The sequence below is a fragment of the Actinoplanes sp. NPDC024001 genome (genome assembly GCF_040638955.1).
Classification (GTDB): domain Bacteria; phylum Actinomycetota; class Actinomycetes; order Mycobacteriales; family Micromonosporaceae; genus Actinoplanes.
This window is the reverse complement of record NZ_JBEZZB010000264.1, coordinates 1-9,138: the sequence shown is the minus strand read 5'-3', so window position 1 is coordinate 9,138 and position 9,138 is coordinate 1. Positions and strand designations below refer to the sequence as shown.

3 protein-coding genes are annotated in these 9,138 nt (G+C 68.4%); 1 reads left to right on the top strand and 2 read right to left on the bottom strand.

Annotated elements, in window-relative coordinates; genetic code table 11:
• Positions 1–89 precede the first annotated feature (89 nt).
• Complete coding sequence (locus AB0F81_RS48605; RefSeq protein WP_360210799.1) at positions 90–515, bottom strand: hypothetical protein; 426 nt, start codon at positions 513–515, stop codon at positions 90–92.
• 11 nt (positions 516–526) lie between these two features.
• Positions 527–2,047 carry a hypothetical protein gene (locus AB0F81_RS48600; RefSeq protein ID WP_360210797.1) on the bottom strand — a complete coding sequence of 507 codons (1,521 nt, stop codon included), beginning with the start codon at positions 2,045–2,047 and terminating at the stop codon, positions 527–529.
• Between the two features lie 194 nt (positions 2,048–2,241).
• On the opposite strand from AB0F81_RS48600, the gene AB0F81_RS48595 reads away from it, so the two are divergent.
• On the top strand, positions 2,242–9,138 hold a 6,897-nt coding region (locus AB0F81_RS48595; RefSeq protein ID WP_360210795.1), incomplete at its 3' end, for a DNRLRE domain-containing protein.

Sequence of the window (9,138 nt, the reverse complement as noted above, 5' to 3'; positions counted from 1 at the left end):
TACGATCCCGCCCGGCACGGCAACGCCGTACGCCTCATTCAACCTGGACAAAACGATCTGCTCGCTGCCTGAGGTTGACACAGGGAGTGTCATACCAGCCTCCCGCCGCGGAAGCGCCAGCGCAGGAACGGCACCCGCATCGGTCCGTTCGCGACCAGCCAGACCGCCACCCAGACAGCGGCGAAGTGCACGCCGAACGAGACGCCGGACGGCGGCGAGTCCAGCAGCGGCACCGCGCCTTGCTGGATCAGCAACCAGAGCAGGACAGCTTCGGGTACGCCCGTGAGCAGGCCGAACAGAGAAGGCCAGTCCTTCTCCCAGCGGAACTGCATGAGCAGGTGGTACAACGCTTCCCAGCCGATGCCGAGGACCGTGACGGCAGCCAGGACGGCGAACGCGCCGGCGAGCGGGCCGTCACCGGGCAGCAGGGGCACGACCGCCAGGGTGACCAGCGAGCCGACCGTGGCGAGCAGGAAGATTCGGGTCTGGATCCGACCCCACAGGATGGGCACCATGTCGCGTTTCCCTACACCGGACGATTGAGGGCCCAGCGGACCCAGCCGACGGTCGAGCGCACCGGCCCGAGGCGCGGCGCGAAGCCCCGCCGGGACAGGTCGTCGGTGATCTCCTGGGCGGCGACCTGCAGCCCGAGGAAGGTGTCCACGCCGGGGAAGTAGCCGCCGAGGGTGGCCGTGCCGGAGGCGTACAGCGCCCCGTCGCCGCTCGCCGTCCCCTTCACCTCGAAGTGCCGCTCCACCTCGAGCCGGCCCAGCGGGTTGCGGCCCGCTCCACCGTGGTCCAGCAGATCGGCGAGGACCCGGTGCTCGGCGATGTCGGCTTCCAGGCCGGTGCAGTCGATGATGTAGTCCGACGCGACCTCGAACCGGCCCTGCTCCCCGTCGATCACGCTGACCAGCGTGTCCGCCGGCCCGGACCGGACCTCGGCCACGGTGCCCTGCATCGCTCGGTACCACCCGGCGGTCCGCCCGGCGCGCATCTGCTGCTGCCAGCGGCGCCGTTTCGGGGTGTTGGTGCCGCCCATCCGCTTGTACTCGGCGGCGCGCTCGTCGCCCTCCAACCGTCGCATCTTCGCCTTCAGCTGGCCGCCCCACACCGATTTCGGGTAGTTGAAGCCCTGGTAGGCGAAGCCGTGGCCGCCCCGGCGCCGGGACCACAGGTGGGGGCCGTGCGAGCCGGACACGAACGTACGGAAGATGTGCACGATCTCGGTCTGCAGCCCGAGCCGCTCCCGGTCGTCCATCAGCCGCTGCAGCACCCGGGACGCCACGATCCCGCCGCCGCGCACCACGACCGTGCCGGGGCTGGTCTTCAGGTACTCGTACACATGCTCGTGGGGTTCGTAGGCGTTGACCACCCGGTGGAAGTCGCCGGACCGCTCGCGGAACTGCTGCAGGTCGGGCAGGAAGCGCAGGCCCGGGTAGCCGATCGCGAGATGCACGAACCGTGACCGGTACGCGACCCGCTTGGTGGTCGCGCTGCCCGCCGGCGGGGTCAGGATGGTGAAGTACCCGCCCCCGGCGCGGCGGCGCACCATCCGCACCACGCCCTTGACCAGCATGTCCGGATAGCCGATCCGGGCCGACTCGCGTTCCAGGCTGGTGAAGACGTCACCGGCGCGGGGCGTCCAGTAGTCGGCGAAGATCGGCTCGCCGAGCACGTGCACCAGCGGGCGCAGGGTCCGGTCCCGCCAGGCCTCGGCCAGCGCGTACGACGGGAAGCCCCAGATGTTGTCCGGCCGTGACGACGAGTCGGAGCGGATCCGCTCGCCGCGCGGGATCTGCGACACCCGGGTCAGATATTCGTAGGTCTGCCAGGGGTGGTCGATGTTCGACAGCACCCGGATCTGGTCCGCGGGCACGCCCGCGATCCGCAGATAGTCGACAGTGACGAACGAGCCGATGCCACCACCGACCGACACGAACGGAACGTCGCGCACCTCCATCCCGGAGGCGGCGACCAGCGTGTCGTCCCACTGTGGTTCTTCGATCAGCTCCGGTGTCAGATCCCCCGTACCAGCTGTGCGCACCGGCTGTTTTCCCCCGTCTTCCTGTGCGGCCAGAAGTTAGCACATCGTCGATCTTTTTTCGGCCCCGTCAGCAGGCGGTCCGTGGCACGGGTCGGCCCGCCGGATACATCACGGATGTATCACGACGATGAAAGTAGATATAGACGGGCCTCATAGCTTGCCCTCGACCTGTGTCGATGAGCGAAGGGTCGGGCATGAGGGGAATACGGGGGCCGGTCGTCGCAGCGCTGGCGCTGACGATCGTGGTCAGCTCCGGCACGCTGGGATACCTGGCGACACGTGAGGACGCCGCACCGGCGGTGTCGGCGCAGACGGACGGTGGACCGCCCGCTGAGCAACCTGGGCTGCTGGACCGCCTCGGCGGCGCGGCCAGAGATCTGGTGGGCACGGGTAAGGCCGCGACCGAGCCGGTGAGCGCCGGGATGTCGGTCAGCCAGCCGACCCCGCGTGGCAAGAACTGGCCGGCTCAGAAGCGCGTGCGCGAGGTTCCCTCCCAGCGAACCTTGAACGGCCGCGTCTATCAGCTCTCCGACGGCCGCCTGCAGGCCGAGGTCTCCGCGGCCCCGGTCAACTACCGCGACGGCAACGGCAAGTTCCAGCCGATCGACACCCGGGTGCGGCCGTCCAGCCGCAAGGGCTACCCGCAGGGCAACTCCACCAACACCTTCACCAGCCTCTTCGGTGACCAGACCGACGATCTGGTGCGCTTCGAGAAGGACGGCCGATCGGTCGAGCTCGGCCTCCCCGGCGCGGCCCGCAAGGTCACCCCGCAGGTCTCCGGCTCCACGGTCACCTATCCGGGACTGGCCGGCGGCGCCGACGTCGTCTACGACGTCACCTCGACCGAGCTGAAGGAGAAGATCGTCCTGCACCGGGCGCCCTCCGGCCCGGTCTCCTTCACGTTCTCGCTGGACACCCACGGTCTGACGGCGGTGCCGCAGCAGGACGGGTCGATCGCGTTCCAGAACGCTGGCGGCGTGACCGTGCTGACGATGCCGGCGCCGTACATGTACGACAGCACGAACGCGACCAGCACCGCGGTGACGCAGAAGGTCACCGGTGACACGGTCACGGTCAGCGCGGACGCGGCCTGGCTGGCCGACCCGGCCCGTAAGTACCCGGTCGTCGTCGACCCGACGATCAGGGTGCAGCCCAACCCCACCGACGCCCAGGACGTGATGATCTCGTCCGGCGCGGCGACCACCAACTACAACAACTCGTACGAGCTGCGGGTGGGCACCGACGCGACGGCGGCGTGGCGGTCGCTGCTGAAGTTCGACACCAGCATGGTGCCGGCCGGCACCGCGATCGACGACGCGCAGCTGCAGATGTACTACGACTCCTCGTACTACGCCTACGGCCACGACGTGCCGATGGAGGCTCGCAAGGTCACCACGGCGTGGTCGGAGTCGGCGGCGACGTGGGCGTCGATGAACGCCAACATCGCGGCCGAGCCGGTCGGCAACATCGTCACGGTCGACGACGGCGACGCGAGCACCGCGGCGGTCGGCACCTGGACGTCGTCGACGAACACCGCGCTGACCTCGAAGGCGATCGGCGGGGACTACCGGGTCAACAACGACGCGACGACCGGGCACACCTACACCTACGTGCCGACGATCACCGAGGCCGGCAACTACCTGGTCGAGGTGCACTACGTCGGGGAGGCCGACCGGGCGTCGAACGCGCCGTACACCGTTCACTACAACGGCGGCACCAAGACGTACGCGGTGAATCAGACCACGCCGGTCGCCGCCGGCGGCTGGAAGACCCTGGGTGTGCATCCGTTCGCGGCCGGCACGACCGGCAAGGTCGTGCTCGGCGATGTGGCGAGCAAGGCGGTGATCGCCGACGCGGTCCGCTTCACCAAGGCGAACACGGTCAAGGCCAACAGCAAGTCGAGCGTCTGGTCCTCGTTCCCGGTGCGCAACGCCGTGCAGGAGTGGGTGAACGGCGCGGCGAACCACGGCCTGATGGTCAAGGCCGTCAACGAGGCGGACAAGGGTCGCGGTGGCGCGATCTTCCAGGCCTCGGAGTACGCGTACAACAACGCCCGCCGTGACGCGAACCTGCCGAAGCTGGTGATCACTTACGGTAAGCCGGGTGTGGCGGTGAACCAGCCGACGACGATCACCGCGACCGGCGCGCTGCTGGACTGGCCGGCCTACACCGGCACCGACATCGCCGAGTACCAGGTGCACCGCAGCGTCTATCAGACCTGGACGCCGTCCGCGGCGACCCTGGTGGCGCCGGTCGCCAAGGGAGCGACGAGCTTCCAGGACACCACGGCGTCGCCGACGCCGGCGGCCGAGACCGACATCATGAAGCGCAAGTTCTTCTACTACATGGTCGCGGTCAAGACCACCGACGGGAAGATCATTCCCGGTCCGACGGTGCCGGCCATGCTGCCCAAGGCCGGGCAGATCACCAAGATTTTCCGTACGGGCGTGAGCGACACGACGCTGTCCGACGGCCAGAAGACCGTGAACGTCAACTCGTACGCCGGCGACCCGTACGTCTCGCCCGGCAACAACTCGTCGGTCTACGGCGACACCCGCGGCCTGGTGCGGTTCCCGATCTCCGGGGTGCCGACGGACGCGCAGGTCATCGACGCGCAGCTGCGGATGTGGAACGTCGGCCTCTACCCCGGCACGGACACCGACGAGCACGTCGACGTGCACAAGCTGACCCAGGCGTTCGACCAGACGAAGGCGACCTGGAACACCAGCGACGGTGTCACCCCGTGGACCGGTGGCGCCTACGACGCCACCGCGCTGTCCGGGAACAACACCTTCACCAACGATCCGAAGTGGATGACCTGGAACGTCACCTCCGCGGCCAAGTCGTGGGTGGCGAGCCCGTCCGGCAACCACGGCCTGCTGCTGAAGCAGCGTGACGAGGTCGCGGCCTCGGCGCGGGCGATGCTGCTGTCCGCCGAGACGGCCGAGCCGATGCTGCGCCCGACGCTCGAGGTCACCTACCTGGAGCAGACGCCGGAGTCGACCTACTACGCGCCGCAGCTGCCCGAGGGCGCTCCGCCGGCGACCACCTTCACCACCCCGGTGTCGGTGTCGAACCCGACCCCGACGGCGTGGAAGGCGGCCGACTGGCAGCTGTCGTACAAGTGGGCCTGGGCCAACGGTGAGCCGGTCTCCGGCTCGCAGGCGGTGACCGCGCTGCCGGCGGACGTGCCGTCCGGCGGCACGGTGGACCTGACCGCGACGGTCACCACCCCGCCGTCGACCACCGACCGCAACAAGAAGACCGACTACACGATCAGCTGGGAACTGCGGAACAGGACGACCGGTCAGACGCTCACGCAGGCCGCCGGCATCGCGCCGCTGGCGCAGAAGGTCGCGGTGGTCGAGCCCACGTCGGACCAGCTCGGCCTGGAGAAGTTCTACAACTACGCGGCGAAGAACACCGGCGCCGGCGGCACGCTGATGAACAACCTGTACGCCGGCAACACGGTCTGGCAGTACAACGCGTTCAGCAACCCGGGCCGTGGCCTGGCGAGCTTCGTGCGCCTGGCGTACAACTCGCTGGACACGACCGACACGGTCGCCGGTTTCGGCTGGTCGTTGCAGGCGTCCTCGATGATGCGCCTGGGCAGCCCGCTGGACTTCCACCCGAACCCCAGGCCGACCAGGGTGACCTTCACCGACGGTGACGGCACCGCGCACTGGTTCACCCTGGACCAGGCCACGAACACCTGGGTCAGCCCGAAGGGCGTGCACCTCTACCTGCAGCAGAAGCCCGGGGTGGAGTGCAAGCCGAACACCCAGGAGCCGCAGGCCTGGAGCCTGACCCGGCCGGACCGCACCGTCTTCCACTACGACTGCGAGGGCTACGTGACCTCGACGGTCGACAAGAACGGCAACACCATGCTGTTCACCTACGAGGAGCGCAAGAGCAACAACGCGCCGACGAAGTTCCTGCGTTACGTCACCGACCCGGAGTCGCGGCAGACCATCACGATCGACTACTGGGCCAAGGGCGAGAACTTCGAGTACATCGACGACACCACCTGGACCCGCAAGTCGGCGACCGGCCTGACCAACTCGAAGATCATCGACCACGTCAAGACGATCAGGGACGTCTCCGGCCGGACCCTGTACTTCACCTACACCGACAAGGGTCTGCTCGGTGAGCTGATCGACGGCTACGGCTCGGCCAACGGCACGCCGAAGACGTTCAAGTTCCAGTACGACATGACGCAGGGCAACAAGAACGTCAAGCTGGTCAAGGTCACCGACCCGCGCGGCAACGCGACCAGCGTGGCCTACAACTACCCGTCGGCCGGCGACGACCCGCAGTGGCACTGGCGGACCAAGTCCTACACCGACCGGGCCACCGGCGTGACGCGCTTCGGATACGTGGACCCGGACGGGCCGCAGGGCTCCGAACTGGACGCCACCGTCACCGACGCCGAGAACAACGCCACCGGCTACCACATGGACGGCTACGGCCGGGTGACCAGCACGGTCAACGCCAAGGGCGAGCGTGCCCGCCTCGACTGGGACGGCGACCACAACGTGGTCCGGCTGGAGGAGAACAACGGCAGCTTCAGCACCTGGGCCTACGACCAGAAGACCGGTTACCCGCTGGAGGTCCGCGACGCCCAGCTGAACGCCGACGGCAAGCCCGGAACGGTGCTGACCTATCGCAGCGAACTGAACGGGTACGTCGCCGACCTGATCGGCAAGCAGAGCCCCGAGGGGCGCAAGCACACCTTCGGGTACGACTCGCACGGCAACCTGCTGACCGTCACCGACCCGATGGGCACGGCGACCACCGATCCCGGCGACTACACCACGACGTACCGCTACGACGCCTACGGCCGGCTCGTCCTGGCCACGGACGCCAACGGCCACCCGACCAGCTACGACCAGTACGACGCGAGCGGATACCCCAAGAAGATCGTCAACGCCAAGAACGAGGCGACGACGTACACCTATGACGCCCGCGGCCAGGTCACCGAGGTGCTCGACGCCCGCGGCAAGCGCACCACCCGCCAGTACGACGTGTTCGGCCGTACCGGTCAGACCAAGATCCCGGTGGACCAGGACGCGAACCGGTTCGTCGTGGTCCCGGCGCCGGTCTACGACCCGAACGACAACGTCGTGCAGGAGCAGGACCCGAACGGCGCGGTGACGTCGTTCGGCTTCGACGCCGCCGACCAGGCCGTGTCGATGACCGAGCCGGGTGACGAGCCGGGCGACCCGCAGCGCCGCACCACGTATGCGTACAACAAGGTCGGCAAGCTGGTCTCGCACACCGAGCCGAAGGGCAATCTCACCCCGGAGAACCCGAACGACTTCCTCACCCGCTACGAGTACAACGGCATCTACCAGCTGACCGGCGTGGTCAACGCGCTGTCCCAGCGGATCACCTACCACTACGACAGCGTCGGCAACCTGACCTCGGTGGTGGACCCGCGCAAGAACGGGACGAGCGACCCGGCGGACTACACCAAGAAGTTCGAGTACGACCTCGCGCACCGGATCACGAGGACGATCGACGCCGCCGGCCACACCGCCTCGACCACCCGCGACCGCGACGGTCTGGTCACCGCGACCACGGACGAGGAGAACAACACCACGCTGCTGACGCTGGACAAGCGTGGCATGGTGCGCGAGGCACGGGTGCCGCACAAGAAGGACGGCACCACCATCGTCTACCGCACCACCCGGTACGAGTACGACCAGGTCGGCAACCGCACCAGGGTGGACTCGCCGCGCGGTACCGAGACGGCCGCCGCGAACGACTTCACCCAGCAGTACGTCTACGACGAGCTGAACCGGGTCGCCGAGGAGATCTATCCGTACGATCCGGCGGACGCCGTCTACAACAAGCCCGACAAGACGACCTACAGCTACGACGCGGTCGGCAACGTCAGCGCGATCAGCTCGCCGCCCTCGGACGGCCAGACGGTCCGCAACGTCACGCAGTTCGACTACTTCGACAGCGGCTGGGTGCGCTCCAGCACCGACCCGTGGGACATCCGCTCCAGCTACGAGTACAACGACCTGGGCCAGCAGATCCGGCAGACGGTCAGCAGCGCCGGCGGCTCGACCAGCCGGGTGCAGAGCTGGGAGTACTACCCGGACGGCAAGCTGAAGGCGCGCTCGGACGACGGCGTGCCGTTCGGCCGGGACGTGGTGCTGGTCGACAACTCGGACCTGCAGAACGTGACGGCGCCCGCGACCTGGGCCACCGGCACGGCGGGCGCCGCGGGCCGCGACTATCAGGGCTTCGACTACCGGACCCGGGCCGCCGGCACCGGTGCCGAGGCCTTCACCTGGAACCTCACCGTCCCGCAGAACGGCACCTACGAGGTCTTCGTCCGGTACGCGGCGGGTACCGCCACCGACGCGCCGTACCGGATCGAGCACTCGGGCGGGGCCACCACCCGCGACGTCGACCAGACCCAGCGGGCCGGTCAGTGGGTGAGCGTGGGCTCGTACGCCTTCACCGAGGGCAACAAGCACAGGATCACGCTGACCGACGACGCCGGTGGCACCGTCGTGGCCGACGCGGTGAAGCTCGTCCGGGACAACTCCGGTGAGACCGACTCCGAGGAGAAGGTCTTCACCTACCGCTACGACGCCAACCACAACCTCGCCCGGATCGAGGACGGGGGCGCCGGCGCCCGGGTCGACGCGTACGCGGTCAGCTACACCGGCCTCAACGAGGTCAAGAAGGTCGACGAGTTCCAGGACGGGGTCCGCAAGAAGAGCACCGAGTACACCTACGACCCGAACAGCAACCCGCTGCAGCGCCTGCACGACGACGAGATCGCGTCGTTCGAGTACGACGTCCGCGACCTCGTGTCGAAGACCACCCACGCGAAGAGCGCCGCCGACACCGACAAGAAGGTGGCGACCTTCACCTACACCCCGCGTGGGCGTTCGCTGCTGGAGACGAAGGCGAACCGCAACACCGTCGCCTCGGAGTACTACCTGGACGGGCTGCTGCGGCACCAGGTGGAGAAGAAGGCCGACGGAACGGTCGTCAACGAGCACACGCTCGACTACAACGCGAACGGGCACCGCACCCGCGACGTCGCCAAGACGATGAACGCGGACAGC

Bases quoted from the DNA above. Each gene is read 5' to 3' on its own strand.
- AB0F81_RS48605 (WP_360210799.1), bottom strand. From the start codon at position 515: ATGGTGCCCATCCTGTGGGGTCGGATCCAGACCCGAATCTTCCTGCTC.